Source organism: Brenneria corticis (assembly GCF_003115855.1).
GTDB lineage: Bacteria > Pseudomonadota > Gammaproteobacteria > Enterobacterales > Enterobacteriaceae > Brenneria > Brenneria corticis.
This window is the reverse complement of sequence record NZ_KZ819080.1, coordinates 80,752-99,047: the sequence shown is the minus strand read 5'-3', so window position 1 is coordinate 99,047 and position 18,296 is coordinate 80,752. Positions and strand designations below refer to the sequence as shown.

At 59.8% G+C, this 18,296-nt stretch carries 20 protein-coding genes; 11 read left to right on the top strand and 9 right to left on the bottom strand.

Translation table 11 applies throughout. From position 1 onward, the window contains the following. Positions 1-9: 9 nt before the first annotated feature. From ureA to nadS, 9 genes are all read left to right on the top strand, one after another. Positions 10-312, top strand: coding sequence for an urease subunit gamma (ureA, locus tag DDT56_RS12690; protein ID WP_136166809.1), 303 nt, complete (start codon positions 10-12; stop codon positions 310-312). 10 nt (positions 313-322) lie between these two features. Continuing rightward, positions 323-646: an urease subunit beta gene (locus DDT56_RS12685; RefSeq protein ID WP_136166808.1), complete on the top strand. Its 324-nt coding sequence runs from the start codon at positions 323-325 to the stop codon at positions 644-646. Continuing rightward, positions 639-2,342 carry an urease subunit alpha gene (gene ureC, locus DDT56_RS12680; RefSeq protein ID WP_136166807.1) on the top strand — a complete coding sequence of 568 codons (1,704 nt, stop codon included), beginning with the start codon at positions 639-641 and terminating at the stop codon, positions 2,340-2,342. Before DDT56_RS12685 ends, ureC begins: the two co-directional genes overlap by 8 nt. A 9-nt stretch (positions 2,343-2,351) precedes the next feature. After that, positions 2,352-2,816, top strand: coding sequence for an urease accessory protein UreE (gene ureE, locus DDT56_RS12675; RefSeq protein WP_136166806.1), 465 nt, complete (start codon positions 2,352-2,354; stop codon positions 2,814-2,816). 59 nt (positions 2,817-2,875) lie between these two features. Beyond that, positions 2,876-3,556 carry an urease accessory protein UreF gene (locus tag DDT56_RS12670; protein ID WP_136166805.1) on the top strand — a complete coding sequence of 227 codons (681 nt, stop codon included), beginning with the start codon at positions 2,876-2,878 and terminating at the stop codon, positions 3,554-3,556. Between the two features lie 8 nt (positions 3,557-3,564). Beyond that, the gene (ureG, locus tag DDT56_RS12665; protein ID WP_136166804.1) at positions 3,565-4,200 is read left to right on the top strand and encodes an urease accessory protein UreG; all 636 of its coding nucleotides are present in this window, start codon (positions 3,565-3,567) and stop codon (positions 4,198-4,200) included. A 118-nt stretch (positions 4,201-4,318) separates the two neighbouring features. Then, entirely contained in the window at positions 4,319-6,037 is a 1,719-nt protein-coding gene (locus DDT56_RS12660; RefSeq protein WP_136166803.1) for a sensor histidine kinase, read from the top strand. A gap of 112 nt (positions 6,038-6,149) precedes the next feature. Further along, positions 6,150-6,491 carry an addiction module toxin RelE gene (locus DDT56_RS12655; protein ID WP_136166802.1) on the top strand — a complete coding sequence of 114 codons (342 nt, stop codon included), beginning with the start codon at positions 6,150-6,152 and terminating at the stop codon, positions 6,489-6,491. Further along, positions 6,488-6,775: a NadS family protein gene (nadS, locus tag DDT56_RS12650; RefSeq protein WP_136166801.1), complete on the top strand. Its 288-nt coding sequence runs from the start codon at positions 6,488-6,490 to the stop codon at positions 6,773-6,775. The genes DDT56_RS12655 and nadS overlap by 4 nt, the downstream gene beginning before the upstream one ends. A 34-nt stretch (positions 6,776-6,809) precedes the next feature. Here the strand turns inward: nadS and opp1C are convergent, their stop codons facing one another. The 6 genes from opp1C to asd form a co-directional block, all read right to left on the bottom strand. Next, positions 6,810-7,643: a nickel/cobalt ABC transporter permease gene (opp1C, locus tag DDT56_RS12645; protein ID WP_136166800.1), complete on the bottom strand. Its 834-nt coding sequence runs from the start codon at positions 7,641-7,643 to the stop codon at positions 6,810-6,812. Next, entirely contained in the window at positions 7,640-8,578 is a 939-nt protein-coding gene (gene opp1B / locus DDT56_RS12640; protein WP_136166799.1) for a nickel/cobalt ABC transporter permease, read from the bottom strand. Before opp1B ends, opp1C begins: the two co-directional genes overlap by 4 nt. 15 nt (positions 8,579-8,593) lie before the next feature. Then, the gene (gene nikA, locus DDT56_RS12635) at positions 8,594-10,210 is read right to left on the bottom strand and encodes a nickel ABC transporter substrate-binding protein (RefSeq protein WP_136166798.1); all 1,617 of its coding nucleotides are present in this window, start codon (positions 10,208-10,210) and stop codon (positions 8,594-8,596) included. A 15-nt stretch (positions 10,211-10,225) separates the two neighbouring features. Further along, positions 10,226-11,005, bottom strand: a complete 780-nt coding sequence (locus DDT56_RS12630) for a class I SAM-dependent methyltransferase (RefSeq protein WP_136166797.1) — start codon at positions 11,003-11,005, stop codon at positions 10,226-10,228. Positions 11,006-11,279: 274 nt separating this feature from the next. Then, entirely contained in the window at positions 11,280-11,678 is a 399-nt protein-coding gene (gene nikR / locus DDT56_RS12625; protein ID WP_136166796.1) for a nickel-responsive transcriptional regulator NikR, read from the bottom strand. 110 nt (positions 11,679-11,788) lie between these two features. After that, complete coding sequence (gene asd / locus DDT56_RS12620) at positions 11,789-12,892, bottom strand: aspartate-semialdehyde dehydrogenase (RefSeq protein ID WP_136166795.1); 1,104 nt, start codon at positions 12,890-12,892, stop codon at positions 11,789-11,791. 239 nt (positions 12,893-13,131) lie between these two features. Here asd and DDT56_RS12615 point away from each other — a divergent pair, with 239 nt between their 5' ends. Continuing rightward, a complete protein-coding gene (locus DDT56_RS12615; protein WP_136166794.1) occupies positions 13,132-13,725 on the top strand; it encodes a YhgN family NAAT transporter in 594 nt (197 codons plus the stop codon). Between the two features lie 43 nt (positions 13,726-13,768). Here DDT56_RS12615 and DDT56_RS12610 read toward each other — a convergent pair whose 3' ends face one another. Continuing rightward, positions 13,769-15,145, bottom strand: coding sequence for a GntP family permease (locus tag DDT56_RS12610; protein WP_136166793.1), 1,377 nt, complete (start codon positions 15,143-15,145; stop codon positions 13,769-13,771). A gap of 154 nt (positions 15,146-15,299) precedes the next feature. Between DDT56_RS12610 and DDT56_RS12605 the strand changes: the two genes are divergently transcribed. Further along, positions 15,300-15,818: a gluconokinase gene (locus DDT56_RS12605; RefSeq protein WP_136166792.1), complete on the top strand. Its 519-nt coding sequence runs from the start codon at positions 15,300-15,302 to the stop codon at positions 15,816-15,818. 22 nt (positions 15,819-15,840) lie between these two features. On the opposite strand, the gene gntR is transcribed toward DDT56_RS12605, so the two are convergent. Both gntR and DDT56_RS12595 read right to left on the bottom strand, forming a co-directional pair. Continuing rightward, positions 15,841-16,836, bottom strand: coding sequence for a gluconate operon transcriptional repressor GntR (gene gntR, locus DDT56_RS12600; protein ID WP_136166791.1), 996 nt, complete (start codon positions 16,834-16,836; stop codon positions 15,841-15,843). Between the two features lie 146 nt (positions 16,837-16,982). After that, positions 16,983-17,678, bottom strand: coding sequence for a pirin family protein (locus DDT56_RS12595; protein WP_136166790.1), 696 nt, complete (start codon positions 17,676-17,678; stop codon positions 16,983-16,985). Positions 17,679-18,296: the final 618 nt, after the last annotated feature.

Sequence of the window (18,296 nt, the reverse complement as noted above, 5' to 3'; positions counted from 1 at the left end):
GAAACGATTTTGGAACTCACCCCCAGAGAAAAAGACAAGCTGCTGCTGTTTACCGCCGGTCTGGTGGCCGAACGCCGCCTGGCGCGCGGTCTGCGTCTCAACTATCCCGAAGCGGTGGCGCTGATCGGCGCGGCCGTTATGGAGGGCGCGCGGGATGGCAAAAGCGTGGCTGAACTGATGGAGTTCGGGCGGCACATCCTCACGCGCGATCAGGTGATGGACGGCATCGCCGAAATGATTACCGACGTGCAGGTGGAGGCCACCTTTCCGGACGGCACCAAGCTCGTCACCGTACACAATCCGATTGAGTGAGGGCCTGAGCATGATCCCAGGTGAAATACAGGTCGCCGACGGCCGCATCGCGCTGAATGCGGGGCGCGAGCGCGTCAGCGTGGTTGTGGAAAATCACGGCGACCGGCCGATCCAGGTCGGCTCGCACTACCATTTTTATGAGGTCAATCCCGCACTGGCGTTCGATCGCGCCATGACGCGCGGCTACCGGCTGGATATCGCGGCCGGCACCGCCGTGCGTTTTGAGCCGGGCCAGGCGCGGGAGGTGACGCTGGTGGCGCTGGCCGGCCGGCGTCAGGTCTTCGGCCTGCGCGGCGAAGTGATGGGCAAACTGGATGGACAACGCGATGACTAGCATTTCCCGGCAGGCATACGCCGATATGTTCGGCCCCACCGTAGGCGATCGGGTGCGGCTCGCCGATACCGCGCTGTGGGTGGAAGTGGAACGGGATCTCACCGTCTACGGCGAAGAGGTCAAGTTCGGCGGCGGCAAGGTGATCCGCGACGGCATGGGGCAAGGCCGGATGCTGGCGGACGAGGCGATGGATCTGGTGCTGACCAACGCGCTGATTATCGACCACTGGGGCATTATAAAGGCGGATATCGGCATCAAAGAGGGCCGCATTCGGGCCATCGGCAAGGCGGGCAATCCGGATATTCAGCCGGACGTGGATATCCCCATCGGGGCGGCGACGGAAATCATTGCGGCGGAAGGCAAGATCGTCACCGCCGGCGGCATCGATTCGCACATTCATTTCATCTGCCCGCAGCAGGCGGAGGAAGCGCTGACCTCCGGCGTAACCACCATGATCGGCGGCGGCACCGGCCCGGCGACCGGCACCAACGCTACCACCTGCACCCCCGGCCCGTGGTATATCGCGCGCATGCTGCAGGCGGCCGACGCACTGCCGGTAAACATCGGCCTGCTGGGCAAGGGCAATACGTCAAGCCCGGACGCGCTGCGCGAACAGGTGGCGGCGGGCGTTATCGGACTGAAACTGCACGAAGACTGGGGGTCGACGCCCGCGGCGATCGACTGCTGTCTGAACGTGGCGGAAGAGATGGACGTGCAGGTCGCCATCCACACCGATACGCTGAACGAAGCCGGTTTCGTTGAGGATACGCTGCGCGCCATCGGCGACCGCGCGATCCACACCTTCCATACCGAAGGCGCCGGCGGCGGCCATGCGCCGGACATCATCACCGCCTGCGCCCGGCCGAACGTGCTGCCTTCGTCCACCAACCCCACGCTGCCGTACACCGTCAACACCGTGGACGAGCATCTCGATATGCTGATGGTCTGCCACCATCTCGACCCCAATATTCCGGAGGACGTCGCGTTCGCCGAATCGCGCATTCGCCGGGAAACCATCGCCGCCGAAGACATCCTGCACGATATCGGCGCGTTCTCCATGACGTCGTCGGACTCCCAGGCCATGGGCCGGGTGGGCGAAGTGGTGCTGCGCACCTGGCAGGTGGCGCACAAGATGAAGGTGCAGCGCGGCGCGCTGCCGGAAGACAGCGAACGCAACGACAACTTTCGCGTCAAACGCTATATCGCCAAATACACCATTAACCCGGCTATCACTCACGGCATCGCGCATGAGGTCGGCTCGGTCGAAGCGGGCAAGCTGGCGGATCTGGTGCTGTGGTCGCCGGCGTTCTTCGGCGTGAAGCCCGCGCTGATCGTCAAAGGCGGAATGATCGCCAGCGCGCCGATGGGAGACATCAACGCCTCTATCCCCACGCCGCAGCCGGTGCACTATCGCCCGATGTTCGGCGCGCTGGGCGCGGCGCGCCATCAGACGCGCATAACGTTTCTTTCCCAGGCGGCGGCCGAAGGCGGCGTCGCCGGCGCATTAGGGCTGCAAAGCCCGATCGGGGTGGCGCGCCGGTGCCGCACGGTGCGCAAAAGCGACATGGTGCACAACGACGCGCTGCCGGATATTCATGTCGATTCGCAAACTTATGAAGTCAGCGCCGACGGCGAACGGCTGACCTGCGAACCGGCGACCGAACTGCCGCTGGCGCAGCGCTATTTTCTGTTTTAAGGAAGGTTGATGAAGCTACTCACACAACGCCTGGACCAGGCTGAGACGGCGACCGCCACCGCCACGCTGGATCTGGCGACCCGGCTGAAAAGCCGCGCCAGAATTACCCTGGACGACGGCCGGGAAGCGGGGCTGATGCTGGAGCGCGGCCAGTTGATTCGCGGCGGCGACCTGCTCGGCGACGACGCGGGGCAGGAAATTGTGCGCGTGATCGCCGCCGAAGAGCAGGTCTCGCAGGCGGAATGCGCCGATCCGCTGTTGCTCGCCAGGGCCTGTTATCACCTCGGCAACCGGCACGTCCCGTTGCAGATAGCAAAGGGACTGGTGCGCTATCACCACGACCACGTGCTGGACGACATGGTGCGCCAACTGGGGCTTGAGGTGCGCGTCGTCATGGCGCCCTTCGAGCCGGAAAGCGGGGCCTATCAGGCCGCGCCGCATGCGCACGGCCACCATCATCATGCGCATCATTAACGGCCGGCGCGGATGAAAGGCATAAAGAGAAGCGCGTTATTTGCGGCATGGGAGGTCTGATGCTTTCCGCCTCGCGCCTGCCGCGCCTGCTGCAACTGGCCAGCGCCACCCTGCCGGTCGGCGGGTTCACCTATTCCCAAGGGCTGGAGTGGGCGGTGGAAGCGGGCTGGGTGCGTGACGAAGAGAGCTTTCGCCGCTGGCAGCGCCAGCAAATGACCCACACGCTGGCGCGCTTCGACTGGCCGCTTTTGCAGCGCCTGTACCATGCCTGCGAACGGCACGACGCGCCCGCGCTGCGCCAGTGGCGCGACCTGCTGCTGGCCGGACGCGAAACCAGCGAACTGCGGGCGGAAGAGCGCCAGCGCGGTCAGGCGTTTATGCGCATTCTCGCCGGCTGGGGATTCGCGCAAGAGCTCGACGCCGACTGGCGCGATACGCTGGCGAGCAGCCAGCTGTGCGGCATGGCCTGGCTGGGGCCGCGCTGGTCGCTCCCGCTGCCGGAGCTGGCGCTGGCCTACGGCTACGGCTGGCTGGAAGGCGCGGTCATGGCCGGCGTGAAGCTGGTGCCGTTCGGCCAGCAGGCCGCGCAGAACCTGCTGCTGGAGCTGGGCGAACAGCTGACGGCGCTGCTGCCGGGCGCGCTGGCGCTGCAAGACGACGAGGTGGGCGCGGGGCTGCCGCTGGCGGCGATCGCCTCCGCCCGCCATGAAACACAGTACACCAGACTTTTTCGTTCCTGAGAGGCACTATGACGGATTACAAACAACCGCTGCGCGTCGGCGTCGGCGGCCCGGTCGGGTCGGGGAAAACCGCGCTGCTGGAAGCGCTGTGCAAGGCCATGCGCGACGTCTGGCAGCTCGCGGTGGTGACCAACGATATCTACACCAAAGAAGACCAGCGCATTCTGACCGAAGCCGGCGCGCTGGCGCCGGAACGCATCATCGGCGTGGAAACCGGCGGCTGCCCGCATACCGCCATCCGTGAGGACGCCTCCATGAATCTGGCGGCCGTCGAAGATCTGGCGCGGCGCTTCGGCGATCTGGACATTGTGTTCGTGGAGAGCGGCGGCGATAACCTGAGCGCCACCTTCAGCCCGGAGCTGGCCGATCTGACCATTTACGTCATCGACGTGGCCGAAGGCGAGAAAATCCCGCGCAAGGGCGGACCGGGCATCACCCGCTCGGATTTTCTGGTGATCAACAAAACCGATCTGGCGCCCTACGTCGGCGCGTCGCTGGAGGTGATGGAGCGCGACACCAACCGCATGCGCCCGCAGCGCCCCTGGACGTTCACCAATCTGAAGACCGGAGACGGGCTGCAAGCCATCATCCGTTTCCTTGAAACGGAAGGCATGCTGACGGTAAAAACAGCCAATCATAAATAACTTTTAGCAACGGGAACCGATTGGCGGCGGCGGTTTATTTCTCATCGCGCGCGATCGGTATTCCTGTTGCGGAGAACGCGCTACAATGCTGCGCTTGGGCAGCCAGGCGTATTTTCTCATGATCAGCCAAGTCGACTTAATCCTCTCTTTACTGCAACAGATGTGCGTTTATCTGGTTATCGCTTATCTGTTAAGTAAAACGCCGTTATTTATTCCGCTGATGCAGGTCACCATCCGCCTGCCCCATAAGCTGGTGTGCTATCTGGTTTTCTCCATGTTCTGCATCATGGGCACCTATTTCGGCCTGCATATCGATGATTCCATTGCCAATACCCGCGCCACCGGAGCGGTGCTGGGCGGCATGCTGGGCGGGCCGTCGGTCGGTTTTCTGGTGGGCTTGACCGGCGGACTCCACCGCTACTCCATGGGAGGGATGACGGCGCTGGCCTGTATGCTCTCCACCATTGCGGAAGGCCTGATGGGCGGGCTGCTGCACCGCTATCTGACGCAGCGCAACCGTATCGACCTGTTGTTTCAGCCCTCGGTGGTGGCCTTGACCACGCTGGCGGCGGAAATCCTGCAAATGGCCATAATTCTGCTGGTCGCGCGTCCTTTTTCCGATGCCGTGGAGCTGGTGCAGGACATCGCCCTGCCGATGATGATCACCAACACCGTCGGCGCGGCGATGTTTATGCGCATTCTGCTCGACCGGCGCGCCATTTTCGAAAAGTATACTTCGGCATTTTCCGCCAAGGCGCTGCAAATCGCCGCCCGTGCCGAAGGGGCGCTGCGCCAGGGGTTCAACCAGCAAAACAGTATGCGCGTGGCCCGCATCCTGTATGAAGAGCTGGGCGTCGGGGCCGTCGCCATTACCGACCGGGAAAAATTGCTGGCGTTTATCGGCCTGGGGGACGATCACCATACCGTAGACTCGCCGATCACCTCGCGCCACACCCATCGGGCGATCGAGAAGAATCAGGTGGTCTACGCCGATGGCAATGAAATGCCTTACACCTGTTCCATTTCACCGAGCTGCAAACTGGGATCAACGCTGGTGATCCCGCTGCGGGGCGAAGAACAGCGCGTAATCGGCACCATTAAGCTGTATGAGCCCAAAAACAAGCTGTTTTCCAGCATCAACCGTACGCTGGGGGAAGGGATCGCCCATCTGCTCTCCGCGCAGATTCTGGCCGGGCGCTTCGAACGGCAAAAGCAGCTGCTGGTACAGTCGGAAATCAAGCTATTGCACGCGCAGGTGAACCCTCACTTCCTGTTTAACGCGCTGAATACGCTGTCGGCGGTAATCCGCCGCGATCCCGCTCACGCCCGCCAGCTGGTGCTGTCGCTATCGACCTTTTTCCGTAAAAACCTCAAGCGCAGCAACGATGAGGTCTCGCTCAACGACGAACTGGAACACGTGAATTCCTATCTGGAGATTGAGAAAGCGCGCTTCGCCGATCATCTGACGGTGGATATCTCGCTGCCGGATGAGCTGCTGGAAGCGCGGCTGCCCGCCTTTTCCCTGCAACCGATTGTCGAAAACGCCATCAAGCACGGCATTTCGCAGATGATCGACGTCGGTCATATTCGCATCAGCGGACGTCTGCATGCCAATACGCTGGAGCTGACGGTGGAAGATAACGCCGGCATGTATCAACCGCCCCACGGCGGAGACGGTCTGGGGATGAATCTGGTGGACCGGCGCATCAAGGCCCGCTACGGCAACCGCTTCGGCGTCACCGTGGTCTGTGAGGCCGACAGATTTACCCGGGTGGAAGTGCGCGTGCCGTTTATTTCACCGCGCAAGGAATTAGCGGATATCGGCGATGCGGCCTGAGAACTGGCCGCTATCCCTGCTTCCCCTTCGTCTCACGCTAGCGGTCTATATACATTGACACTCCCACCCTGTAAGAGTAAATTTTACGCACAAACAGGGTAAGGACGCCGCAATGAGATATGTTGAGTTCATTGAAACTGACTTTTTCAGCAAACAACGTGAAAGACTTCTTAGTGAAGATGAGTATACGGAGTTTCAAAAATTGTTAGTTACCGACCCGGAGTTGGGGAGTGTCATTGTTGGAACTGGCGGATGCAGAAAGATTCGTTTCTCACCTGAAAACAGCCATTGTGGTAAACGCGGCGGTGTTCGCGTTATTTACTATTACCAATCGCCCAAAGGCCATATATGGCTCTTTACTGTGTATCAAAAAGGGCAAAAAGACACGTTGACCGGGGCAGAGAAAAACGTGCTCAAGTCAGCAATAGAGCGTTTGAAAAAGGGGGCTTTATGAGTGATTTCTTCAATGACTTAATGACGTCTGTCAACGAAGCTGTCGCAATCAGCGAGGGCAAAACAACCGCAGCACGTATCACTCGCTATGAAATGCCTGACGTGAAAGCAATTCGAACATTATCAGGGTTGAAACAAGATGATTTTGCTTCAGCGCTAGGCGTCTCGCCTTCCCTTGTTCAGGCATGGGAGCAACATCGACGCCAACCGACAGGCATAGCGCTAAAAGTCCTGAACATTCTAAAAAACAAGCCTGATTTCATCAAAGTACTAAAAGCAATGTAAACATAACCGCAGAGAGCCGAACGACGACTCAACCTCAATCCGGTCCCTGCTTATCCAGCACGTCGCGCAAAAAGTCCCCCAGATAGTTAAACGCGGCGACCACCAGCATAATCGCCAGTCCCGCCGGCAGCATCTGTTCCGGGTGCGTCAGCATCAGGTTTTTCGCCTCGCCCAGCATCGCGCCCCACTCCGGCGCGGGCGGCTGAACCCCCAGCCCGATAAAGGAGAGCGCCGAGAGCAGCAGGATCACCGCGCCGCTGTCGGTGGTGGCCAGTACCGCTATTTCGGCGGCCGTCACCGGCAGCAGATGCCGCCGGATGATATAGCGTGCCGGCCCGCCGATAATTCTGGCGAAATGGACGTAGTGCCGATCGCTGTATTGCAGCACGATGCCGCGGATCATCCGCGCATACCAGGCCCACTTCACCAGCAGCACCGCCAGGATAATATTCTGCAGCCCCGGCCCCATCATCCCCACCAGGGCAAAAATCATCACCTCGCCGGGAAAAGAGAGCATCACATCGCACCAGCGCATCAATAGCGCATCAACGCGCCCGCGGAAATAGCCCGCCAGCATGCCAATCAGCAGACCGAGCGCCAGCGTCGCCGCCATCGCCGATAGCGAGACCAGCACCGTGGTGCGGATGCCGTACAGCAGGCGGGAGAAGACGCAGCGGCCCAGATGGTCGGCCCCCAGCGGGTAACGCAGGCTGATGCCGTGGTATTTGTCGCGCCAGGAAACCAGCAGCGGATCGTGCGGCGCAATCCAGGGGGCCAGCAGCCCCGCCGCCAGGATCAGCGCCAGCAGACACAGGCAGGCCAGCGCCAGCCGATCCTGCCGCAGCCGCAGCCAGAGACGGCGGTTCATCCGGCGATACCGCGCCGCAAGCGGGGATCCAGCCACATTTGCACTAAATCAATCAGGAAGTTCGCCGCCACAAACAGCAGCGCCATCAGCAAGACATAGGCCTGAATAACCGGATAGTCGCGGTTAAAAATCGCCGTCACGCACAGCCGGCCCAAACCGGGCCAGGAAAAAATGTTTTCGATGATCAGCGTACCGGCGATAAGCCTGGGAATGCTCATGCCAAGCGCCACCAGCGGCGAATAGAGCGCGTTAATCAACACGTGCCGCCACAGAATGCGGCGCGGCGTCAACCCGCGGACGTTGGCGTACCCCACGTAGGGCTGGTTAAGCTGCCCCAGCATATTGTTGCGCAGCAGCCGGACATAGGTGCCGATATAGCCCAGCGCCAGCGTCAGCGCCGGCAATATCACCGCGCCGGGCGCCTGAACGCCGCCGGCGGGCAGCCAATCCAGCTTGACCGCCAGCAGCCAGATAAGCAGCAGGCCAACCCAGTAGTTCGGCATGGCGGTAAGCAAAAACAGCAGCGCCCGCAACAGCTTATCCGGCCAGCGATCCCGGGTTGCCACGCACAGCATGGCCAACGACAGCGAAAAGAGCAGAATCATGCCCAGCGCGCTGGCGGCCAGCCATAGCGTCACCGGCAGCGCCCGCATCAGTTCTTGCCATACGCCGGCGCGAGTGACGAACGAGGTGCCGAAATCCAGATGCAGGCTGCGTTGCAGCCAGGAAAGGTACTGTCGCCACAACGGCAGATCCAGCCCCAGCTCCCGGCGCATCTCGGCAATGGCGTCATCCGTGGGCACGATCATATTCACCCGCAGCGCGACTTCGGCGGGATCGGACGGGGAAAGTTGCATCAGTGCGAACGCCATCCCTGATATCGCCGCCAACAGCGGCACCATCATCAACAGGCGCCGTAAAATATAACGCGTCATCAGCTCACCGTTTACCTAGCGCCAGTACATCTTTTCAAAAGCGATCTCATACTGGGAAGGATTAAAGGTCACGCCTTGCAACCCCGGGCTGAATACCGCCTTGGCGCGGGAATAGGTCAACGGGATATAAACCCCCTCCTGCGCCAGCCGCAGCAGTATCCGGCGGTACAGCGCCCGGCGCCGCGTCTCGTCCGGCTCGATCAATACCCGGCCGATCAGCGCGTCCAGCCCGGCCTTGTCCGGCAGTCCCTTTTGCCCCTGATAGTCGGCATGCGCCGGAATACGGAACGAGGAGAGATAAGATTGCGGATCGTAAGGTTTTCCCCAGGACAGGGAGTATTGCAGATCAAAATCGCCGGACTTTTGCCTGTCCAGATACGCCTGTTTCTCCTCGCCCAGCAGCGAGACATCCACCCCGACCTGACGGAAATTGCTTTGCACCACTTCGGCGATCTGCTGTTCGCCCGCATTGTTGGTGCTATAAGAGAACACCAGCCGCAGCGGCTTGCCCTGCTTCTCACGGATCGCCCCGCCCGCGGGTAAGCGCCAGCCCGCCTCGTCCAGCAGCGCGGCGGCTTTCGCCGCGTCGTAGCGGTAGACCGGCAGATCGGCGATATCGGCATAAGGCACGCTACGGGCCAGCAGCGTATCCGCCACGCTTTCGCTGCCCGACATAACGCCTTGCGCAATCGCCTGCTTATCCACCGCGTACTGCAACGCCAGACGCACCTGACGGTCGCCGGTTATCGCCCGGCTGCTGTTCAATACCAGCGCCCGCGAGGCCACCGGCTCGCTGATGGCGGTATGAAATTTGCCCGCCGCCTGCAACGCCATAAAGGTATCGCCGTCAATCATGTCGCCATCCGCGCCGAAGATCAGCTGAACGTCGCCTTTTTCCAACGCCAGCAGCATACTTTGCCGGTCGGGGATCACCTTCCACGACACGCTTTGCAGTTTGGGGGGCGTTCCCCAGTAGCGGGGATTGGCCTTAAAGGTCGCATACTGGTTTTTTACCTGCTCCGCCAGCAGCCAGGGTCCGGTTCCGGCATAGGAGCGGACGCCGTTTTTGGTCTGGCCGTCGATAAAACTGCGCGGGGAGATAAAACGGAAAGGCCGGGTCAGACCCAGTTCCACCAGCGTGGGGTAGTAGGGATTTTTCAGATGCAGAACCAGGGTGTCGTCATCCGCCGCGTCGATTTTATCGATCTGCCGTACCAGCTCAAGCCAGGCGTGGCGCTGATAATTCGCCAATACGGCCTCAAAATTCTGTTTCGCCGCCCGCGCATTGAACGGCTCGCCGTCGCTGAACCTCACCCCCTGGCGCAGGTGGAAGGTGTACCGCTTGCCGTCCGGCGATATTTCCCAGCTTTGCGCCAGCCATGGCCGCACGCCCTGTTCGCTGTTAACGACCAGCGGCTCGAACACCATATTCTGCGCCGCCATCTCGCCGCCGTAGAGATGCGGGTTGATATCGCGGATATCTTTGGTGCTGGCGTAGCTTAAGGAAACCGAACCCGGTGACGCGCTTGCCGCGGCGGATGCTCCTGACGCCGCCAGCGCGAGCAACGCCAGGCACCCGGCCCGGACGCAGGCGGAAAACATCTGCGCTAGCGCTGTTTTGATACTCGGCATCGCCGCTCCCGATAACTATTTTTCCGCACAGACCAGAAACATCGGCGTCGAGGCGTAATTCACCTTTTCCGTCTCATCCCACAGTTCATCGCCGACGCGCGTATCCAGCATGATCTTGTGATACCCGCATTGCAGCAGCGCCTGCGTATCCCACTGCGGGCGGCGTTCCCGGCTGAGCGGCAGCTGACGGGCGATGTTTTCCATGGCGACGGTATCGGTATTGACATAGTGATCGTCCAGTCCCAGGTAGCGCGCGTTGGCCCGGTCCGCCAGATAGCCAAGGCGGCTTTGCTCATCAAACAGTTGCAGATACCAGTTGGCGTCAAAGTTAACCAGCCGCCCTCCCGGCGCCAGCACCCGGCGCCACTCCTGATAAGCATATTGCGGGGCGTCCAGATTCCAGGTCACATTGCGCGCGACGATCAGGTCGAAGCTGTCGTCGTCAAACGGCAGCGCATGCACGTCCGATAGCACGAAGTTCACCGCAACGCCGTAATGCGCCGCGTTGGCGCGCGCCTGATCCAGCATCGCCTGGGTGATATCGACCGCCGTCACCCGGTGCCCGGCCAGCGCCAGCGTCACGGCGAAGAAGCCCGGTCCGGTGCCGATATCCAGCACCTTTAAGCGCGGTTTGTCCGGGGCATACTCAGTGATTTTTTTCAGCCAGGCGGCGCGCTTGGCGTTGGCCAGCTCGGCGGCATTCAACTGGGCGTAGCCGGCGGCGCGGGATGTCCAATAGCACTGCACATCCTCCAATAGCTCGCGGCTTTCATTTTCGACAAGGAGTTGGCTCACGCGGGGTTGTCCTGTTAACTATTCAGGCCGGTATCTACACCGGCATTGCGCGGAAGATGTCCAACTTATAACAGATAGGGTGGTCTGGTTGAATCGTAGAGTATGAACTTTATAAAAAAAATCATACTTTTTTGATCTGGCTTAACTTCAGCCTGTGAGCCGCCGGTAAAAGCGGATCCCCGCCTACGGCCGCGGGGATGACTGGTGGCAGTGCGCGGGGATGACGTTTGGCGGTATTCGCAGAAACGGCGCGTCGGTGCGGGCATTGAAGAGGTTACAGCGGAATAAGATTCAATCTGCCGTGGCGCACGCCGGTTTGCGCCATGACCGATTCCGCGAAATGCTCCACCTGTGAGGAAGTGCCGCGCAGGATCACCGTTTCCACGCACTCTTCATGGCTCAGATGCGTGTGCATGGTGGAGACCGTCAAATCGTGATGGTCGTGCTGCATTTCGGCCAGCCGGCTGGAAAGCTGGCGCTCATGGTGATCGTAGACGTAGCTCAGCACCGCCACGCACGCGCCGTTTTCATCCGTCGCCCGCGTCATTTCCCCCAGCTCGCGACGCAACATATCGCGGAACGCTTCGGAACGATTGGCATAGCCTTTACGCCGCATCAGTTCATCAAAGTCCTGCGCCAGTTGATCATCCATTGATATCGTCAGTCTTTGCATCGTCGTCCTCAGGGAAAAACAGGTCGGTCAAATCGGCAGGAAAAACATTATTTGGCGCAATAAAAACAATGCTGGCGCAATTCGTCAAGGGAATTGCGCCAGCGCGGCGGTTAGAGCAGGATGCGCAGCATACGGCGCAGCGGCTCAGCGGCTCCCCACAGCAGCTGGTCGCCGACGGTAAAGGCGGACAGATACTCCGGCCCCATATTCAGTTTGCGCAGGCGCCCGACCGGGGTGGAGAGCGTACCGGTCACCGCCGCCGGGGTCAGTTCGCGCACAGTAACGTCGCGATCGTTCGGCACCACTTTCACCCAGTCGTTATGGGTGGCCAGCAGTTGTTCGATTTCCGGCAGCGCCACATCTTTTTTCAGCTTGACGGTAAACGCCTGACTGTGGCAGCGCAGCGCGCCCACGCGCACGCACAGGCCGTCCACCGGGATCGTCCGGCTGCCGCCGAGGATCTTGTTGGTTTCCGCCTGGCCTTTCCACTCTTCACGGCTCTGGCCGTTATCCAGCTGTTTGTCGATCCACGGGATCAGGCTGCCCGCCAGCGGCACCCCGAAGTTGTCGGTCGGCAGCGTGCCGCTGCGGGTCAGCGCCGTCACTTTACGTTCGATATCCAGAATGGCTGAAGCCGGATCCTGAAGCTCTTTCGCCACGTCGCCATGCAGCATGCCCATCTGCACCAGCAGTTCGCGCATATGGCGCGCGCCGCCGCCGGAAGCCGCCTGATAGGTGGCGACGGACACCCAGTCCACCAGATCGTTGGCGAACAGGCCGCCGAGCGACATCAGCATCAGGCTGACGGTACAGTTGCCGCCGACAAAGGTTTTAACGCCTTTATCCAGCCCCTGCCTAATCACCGCGTGGTTGACCGGGTCAAGGATGATAATCGCCTCGTCCTTCATGCGCAGGGAAGAGGCGGCGTCAATCCAGTAGCCTTGCCAGCCGCTTTCACGCAGCTTTGGATAGACTTCATTGGTATAATCGCCGCCCTGGCAGGTGATGATGATATCCAGCGCGCGCAGCGCGTCCAGATTGTAGGCGTCCTGCAATACGCCCTGCTGCCCCCCCAACGCCGGCGCTGGCTCTCCGTGCTGGGAAGTGGAAAAGAACACCGGGCGGATAGCGTCGAAGTCGCGTTCTTCCACCATGCGCTGCATGAGAACCGAACCGACCATACCGCGCCAGCCAATAAAACCAACATTTTTCATGGTAACTGTCCTGCCTTGGGGGTAACAAAAAGAATTACGGCTGCCGTCTTAGTGTAGTAAACACATTAGTTATGATAGTAAACACATTAAGAGTAACGACTTTCCACCATACAAAATGTACGCAAAGTCGCAAGTGAATTTATTCGATAGTACGACGTTTTTCAGCAGTCATTCTAATATGGCCGCCGCGGCGCAGGATGATGTACGCCCGCATTCGATTTCAGGAGCAAAAGACCAACATGACAGAAATGATCTCCGCAACCGTGCTGTTGCTGCTAATTATGGATCCCCTCGGCAACCTGCCTATCTTTATGTCGGTGCTGAAACATCTGGATCCCAAACGGCGACGCGTGGTGCTGATCCGCGAGATGCTTATCGCCCTGGGGCTGATGCTGACCTTTCTGTTTGCCGGGGAGCGGATCCTGGTTTTTCTTAATCTGCGCACCGAAACGGTATCGATTTCCGGCGGCATCATCCTTTTCCTGATCGCCATCCGCATGATCTTTCCCTCAAAGGAAGGCAGCAGCACCGGCCTGCCCGCCGGGGAAGAGCCGTTTCTGGTGCCGCTGGCGATCCCGCTGGTGGCCGGCCCGTCGATTCTGGCGGCGCTGATGCTGCTTTCCCACCAATATCCCCATCAGCTGCCGCACCTGACGCTGGCGTTATTTATCGCCTGGGCAATCTCTTTCATCATTCTGTTGATGTCGAACCTGTTTTTACGTCTGCTGGGGGAGAAAGGCGTCAGCGCGCTGGAAAAACTGATGGGGTTGATTCTGGTGATGCTGTCGACGCAGATGTTTCTGGACGGCGTACGGGCGTATATGAAGCTGTGAATCGACGGGGCGGCGGCATGGCCGCCGCCCCGTCTGATTGCCGTCAGAGAAAAACGCTGCCCGCCGCGGCCAGCAGGAAGGCGATGGTGCCGATCAGCGTTTCCATTACCGTCCAGGTTTTCAGCGTGGTCTTCTCATCCATTTCCAGGAAACGCCCGACCAGCCAGAAGCCGGAGTCGTTCACGTGCGACAGCACCGTCGCGCCGCCGGCGATGGCGATAACGATAAAGCACAGATCGAACTGACTCAGCCCGGTGGTCGCCGCCACCGCCGGCGCCATCAGCGCCGCCGTGGTCGTCAACGCCACGGTGGCCGACCCCTGGGCGATACGCAACGCGGCGGAAACCACGAACGCGGCGACAATCACCGGCATACCGGTATCGGACAGCATATCGGCCAGCGCCGTACCGATCCCGCTGGCGCGCAGTACGCCGCCGAACATACCGCCGGCCCCGGTAACCAGAATAATGGAACACACCGGGCCTAACGCTCCTTCACACACCTTGTTAAGATGATCGCGGCTGCGCTGTCCGCTGAACATGATCAGAGAAAACAGCACGGTGATCAGCAGAGCCACCGGGGTTTTCCCCAACATCCGCAGGACCTGCACCGCCGCATTGTCACCGTTGATTATTCCCATGACCGTCAGCGTATTCAGCCCGGTATCCAGAAAGATCAGTCCCAGCGGCAGCAGCAGTACGCTCAATACCACTGAAAACGAAGGCGCCGTATGTTGTTCATCGGCCTTGACCTCTTCCAGAAAGGTGGAAGGCAGCGGTACATGGAACTTCTTACCTGCCCACAGACCGAACAGATAGCTGCCCAGATACCAGGTCGGAAAGGCGATAATCAGACCGACGATCACCAGCAGACCAATATTGGCGCCAAGCAGTTCGCTGGCGGCAACCGGCCCCGGATGAGGCGGCAGTAACGCGTGCATCACCGCAAATGCCCCGGCGGCGGGCAGCGCGTACTTCAGGGTTGAGCCGCCAAAACGTTTCGCCACGCTGAAGATGATCGGCAGCATAACGACCAGGCCGGCATCAAAAAAGATGGGGAAACCGAACAACAATGAGGCGATACCCAACGCAAACGGCGCCCGATGCTCACCGAATTTATTGATCAGCGTATCCGCCAGAACATTGGCGCCGCCGCTGATCTCCAGCAAACGCCCGATCATCGCCCCCAGACCAACCAGCAAGGCGACAGACGCCAGCGTACCGCCGAAGCCGCTCAGTAACGTAGGGACGATATTTTCATAAGGCGTTTTTGTTACCAGCGCGGTTAACAGGCTGACTAATACCAGCGCCAGGAAGGCATGGACTTTAAAACGCATAACCAGCACGAGTAACAAGGCCACGGCGCCTACCGCAATCAGCAACAGCACGCCGGCACTATAAGCAGATGTTATTTCTGTCATGTTTATTATCCTTTCAATCACCCAGTGGAATGACTGATTGTTTGTGAGATATGTCACATCGCCATTTGATACCGGTAACATGATACGGGTAACATGTTAAGATCGGGAACTGATATGTTTCATTGAATTTACATTTTGGGATGGAGATCAAATTATGCCGGGCCAAAGCATTATTCTTATGGGCGTTTCAGGTAGCGGGAAATCGTCGGCGGGCGCCGCATTGGCACGGGCGATTCAGGCCAAATTCATTGACGGCGACGATCTGCATCCGCGCGCCAATATTCAGAAAATGGCCGGCGGTACGCCGCTGAATGACGAAGACCGCGCCCCCTGGCTGGAACGTCTGAACGACGCCGCCTATAGCCTGTTTCACAAAAACGAAACCGGCATCATCGTCTGTTCGGCATTAAAAAAACGCTACCGCGACCGCCTGCGCCGCGACAATGAAGGGATGATCTTTCTCTATCTGAAAGGCAGTTTCGATATCATTCTGGCGCGGCATAGAGCCCGCGCCGGACACTTTATGCCGACGGAACTGCTCAAAAGCCAGTTTGACGCGCTGGAAGAACCGGGCGGCGACGAGCCGGACGTGCTGACGATAGACATCGACGGCAGCATGGAGGAGGTGGTTAACCGCTGCGTTGAGGCGCTGCGCACCCATCAGCGGGAGTGATATCGGCCGGCGGAGTTTTGCGCTAAATGCTATCGCCATCGAGCAAGGTGAAACCGACATCGACCATCGTCGGCGTAACCCGTTCGCCGCGCATACGCGCCAGCAGACGCTCCGCGCCAATTTGCCCCATGCGCTCGCGTGGGGTAAGCACGCTGGCCAGCTTCGGCACCATCGCCTGACCGATGTCGTGCCCGTGAAAACCGGCGATCCCCATATCTTGCGGCACGCGCAATCCCTGACGCTGGCACTCGAACATCGCGCCGACGGCCAGATCGTCGTTGGTACAGAAAATGCTGTCGATCGGCGGATGCTCAGCCTGCGCCTGCCGCAATAACTCGCCTCCCAGCGAGTAGGAAGAAGCCAGCTCGCTCATCACGCAATAGCTCGCCAGCCCGTTATCCCGCATCGCCTGCTGATAGCCGCGGCATTTTATGATCGTCCGTTCGTCCTGACGCGCGCCGAGGTAAACCACGTGGCGGCGTCCCCGCTCAATCATATGCTGGGTCATCTGCCGCGCCGCTTCAAAATTATCGAACCCCACGGCGATATCCAGGCAGGGAGAAACAGAGTCCATCAGTTCCACCACCGGAATACCCGCCATATCAATCATCTGACGGGTGCGATCGGTATGCAAACGGTCGGACAGAATCAGGCCGTCGATGTTATAGGCCAGCAACGACATCAGCCGCTGCTCTTCCTTTTCGGGGTGATACCCATAGTGCGCCAGCATGGTCTGATAGCCCTGCGCTTCGGTAACCCGTTCAATACCCCGCAGCACTTCCGCAAACACCTGGTTGGTCAACGACGGCAGCAGCACGCCTATCGCCCGGCTGGTGGCGCTGGCAAGCATATTGGGCGCCTGATTGGGGATGTAGCCCAACTCGTCAAGCGCAATGGCTATCTTTTCCTGCAACGCTACGGAAACCTGAGCCGGATTGCGCAGATAACGGCTCACCGTCATTTTCGTCACGCCGACCCGGTCGGCAACATCCTGGAGAACCGGTCTTTTTTTCTTCATTATCCACGGATCACGCCTGAAAATATTGAGCGGGAGTCTAGCAAAAAAAGCGCGCACGGCATATCCGGGGCCGCTGTTTTTAAACGTTGCGCAACGGCGGCCCGAGGGCGGAGCGGCGAGATCCGGATGCGTTAACGACGCGGCGCCTATACCGGCGGTAAATCAAACAGCAGGATTTCGCTCTCCTGAGCGGCATGAACCGACAGGGCTTCTTCATCCCAGACGGCCAGCGCGTCGCTGGCCGCCGCCTGATGGCCGTTAATCTCCACGCTGCCGCGCACCACCTGGATCCAGATCCGGCGTTCAGCCTGCACCCGATAAATCGACTGTTCCTGCGGCTTCAGCGCCCAGCGCCACAGCGCCATGTCCTGAAAAACCTTCAGCGAGCCGTCGCGGGCATCCGGCGACAGCACCAGCTGGCGGCCCTGCGGCATATCGAAGCGTTTTTGCTCATAGCGCGGCGTCAGCCCGGCTTGCTGCGGGATAATCCAAATCTGGTACAGATGCAGCAACTCATCGCGGCTGGCGTTGTATTCCGAATGGCGAATCCCGGTGCCGGCGCTCATGATCTGAAACTCGCCGGCCTGAATCTGCTCTTTGTTGCCCATGCTGTCCTGATGTTCCACCGTGCCTTCCAGAACGTAGGTGAGGATTTCCATATCCTTATGCGGATGGGTGCCGAAGCCTTTGCCGCCTTCAATCCGGTCTTCATTGATGACGCGCAGCGCCGAGAAGCCCATAAATTCCGGCTCATAATAGTCGGCAAATGAGAAAGTATGCCAGCTATCAAGCCAGCCGTGGTTTGCATGGCCGCGCTGTTGCGCTTTGCGTACGTCGATCATGTCGGTTTCTCCCCGCGTTTCGTTAGCAGCCTAATGGGATAGGTTTTAAGTCAAAGTCTAACGGGTAGCCGGGAATAAGATAGCGCAAAAAACTCACCGCCCGGTTCAAAAAATCAGAATGGGATGGCTACGCTGAGTTCAGCGTCACACAGCGGCGACTCGGAGAGTGGCGGGCAGGGATAACCTAAAAAAAAAGCCAGCACCCGAGCTGGCTAAATAAATACTGGAAGCAATGTGAGCAATGTCGTGCCTTCGCAGAAACCGCCCGGTAACCTGAGTGTCTCCACCCGGTCCTCCGGTTGGTTCCCCCGGAAAGCAGTGCAATAATAATCATTATCATTCGCGTCTGTAAAGTGTTTTTATTTGATAAATCGTCTTAGATAACAGGATATTGTTTTTTAGGGTTTTCCTTCGCGTAAAAAATCGCGCTGAGGTGGGCGTGACCGCCGGGTGAGCGACAGGACGTCGCGAAAGCCAGTGCCGCGCCGGGAGCGCGTCAATGGCGGCCCGACCAGCGGTCACGAACGCCGAAGGCATCGCGTAGCGACGCGATTTCGCGAAAAGCCCGGGGCCACGGGGCGGCGGCGCCTGAGCCACCCCGTGTCGGGCGCGTGCTGC